This window comes from Streptomyces sp. NPDC059900 (genome assembly GCF_050270335.1).
Classification (GTDB): domain Bacteria; phylum Actinomycetota; class Actinomycetes; order Streptomycetales; family Streptomycetaceae; genus Streptomyces.
On the sequence record NZ_JBNNJZ010000120.1, the window covers coordinates 17,058 to 18,960 of the forward strand.

The following is a 1,903-nucleotide window of genomic DNA, read 5'->3' on the forward strand; positions in this document are numbered from 1 at the left end:
GTCGACACGTACAACAACCACTACGTGGTCCCCGCGGGCGGCTATCAGTACTCCTTCGGCATCGGCCAGGAGTCACAACTCGTCGCGCAGAAGAACGCGTTCACGCTGCCGGCGGGGGTCAGCGCCGCGAAGATCCTCAAGAAGTGGAAGGACGCGCCGGTCACCGCCGACGCCAACTACGTCAACGGCAGGCGCGTGGATCTCATCGCCGTGCACAACGCGGAACTGCCCGAGGAGACCCTGCGGTCGGACGCGGGCTGGACGCCGACCCTGCGGACGCGGGTGGACGACCCGCGCAAGCTGCCGAAGCTGCTCGCGCGCGAGGCCGGCGCGGGCAAGCGCCGCTGATCCCCCTCCCGCCCCGCATTCCCGACCCGAGCCGCACAGCGAAACCGAGCCGCACAGCGAAGGATCAGCCATGCCCTCGCACTACTCCCCTGCAACCCCCGGCCGACGCAGGCTCCTCACCACGGGCGCCGGCGCCGCAGCCGCCCTGGCCTTCGGCACGACCGTCCCCGCCCGCGCCGCCGGGCCGCGCCCGGACCGCCGGACGCTGTACGTCGATCCGGCGGGCGGCGGCGACCACACCACCGTCCAGGCGGCCGTGGACGCCGCGTCCGGCCCTGGCTTCACCCTGGTCCTCGCGCCGGGCACCTACCGCGAGACGGTGACCGTGCACGAGGCGAGCGCCGGGCTCACGCTCATCGGCGCGAGCGGCGACCCGCGCGACACGGTCATCGTGTACGACAACGCCGCGGGCACCCCGAAGCCCGACGGCTCGGGCACCTACGGCACCGGCGGCTCGGCCACCACGACCGTGCGCGCCGCCGGATTCACCGCCCACGCCGTCACGTTCGCCAACGACTGGCTGCGCGCCGACCACCCCGACTACACCGGGACCCAGGCCGTCGCCCTCAAAGTGACGGGCGACCGCTCGGCGTTCTTCGGCTGCCGGTTCCTGGGCCACCAGGACACGCTCTACGCCGACACCGCGGACCTGAGTACCTTCGCCCGGCAGTACTTCCGCGACTGCTATGCGGAGGGGGACGTCGACTTCGTCTTCGGGCGGGCCACCGCGGTCTTCGAGCACTGCCGCTTCCACACGCTCACCCGCGAAGACCTCGCGGCTGCGCCGTACGGCTTCGTCTTCGCGCCGTCCACCGCCGTCGCCAATCCGCGCGGCTACCTGGTCAACCGCAGCCGGGTGACGAGCGGCGCCCCCGACGCGTACTACAAGCTGGCCCGCCCCTGGGTGCCCAGCTCGGACACCACGGCCCGCCCCATGCTGACGGTGCGCGACACCCATCTGGGGCGCGGCATCGACGCGGTGGCCCCGTACGCAAACATGCGTGACGCCTACCCCTGGCAGGAGCAGCGGTTCGCCGAGTACCGCAACACGGGTCCGGGAGCGGCCGTCACGGTCCCGGAGAACCGCCCCCGGCTCACCCGCGCGCAGGCCGCGTCCGCGACGCGCGCCGCCTATCTCGCCGACTGGACCCCGCGGCGAAGGGACCGCTGAGTCACCCCGCCGCGTCCTGAACCGGGGCCCGCCACCGCCGCCGCCCCGGTTCAGGACGTGATGCGGGAAGCCGTCGCCCCGGATGCGGGAAGCCGCCGCAGCACGCGCCACAGGACCGCCCCCGCCAACTGGCACGCGGCGATGCCCAGCATCATCCCGTCCGCTCCGAGTGTGCCCGCGAACACCCCGGTCAGCGCCGCGCCGCCCGCCGACGCACCGATCTTCAGGCTGCCGCCGGTGGTGTTGACCTGGCCCAGCCGCTCCGGCGGCGACACGCGCTGACGGAGCATCAGCGTCGCCGTGAAGAGCGGGCCTTCGGCCAGGCCCGCCGCCGCACAGACCGCCCATGCCCAGGGCAGCGAGGGCACGGCCGCCAGGGCCGCG

General features: G+C 73.8%; 1 protein-coding gene and 2 pseudogenes. 2 read left to right on the forward strand and 1 reads right to left on the reverse strand.

All coding sequences use genetic code 11. From position 1 onward, the window contains the following. Nucleotides 1-348, forward strand: a pseudogene (locus ACQKIP_RS18425) (pectate lyase); the annotation flags it as partial. 70 nt (nucleotides 349-418) lie between these two features. Further along, nucleotides 419-1,519, forward strand: a complete 1,101-nt coding sequence (locus tag ACQKIP_RS18430; protein WP_365859741.1) for a pectinesterase family protein — start codon at nucleotides 419-421, stop codon at nucleotides 1,517-1,519. A gap of 50 nt (nucleotides 1,520-1,569) precedes the next feature. Here the strand turns inward: ACQKIP_RS18430 and ACQKIP_RS18435 are convergent. Next, nucleotides 1,570-1,903: pseudogene (locus ACQKIP_RS18435) on the reverse strand (hypothetical protein); the annotation flags it as partial.

Excerpts from the sequence above, each read along its gene's own strand:
- ACQKIP_RS18430 (WP_365859741.1), top strand. The coding sequence starts at position 419 with ATGCCCTCGCACTACTCCCCTGCAACCCCCGGCCGACGCAGGCTCCTC.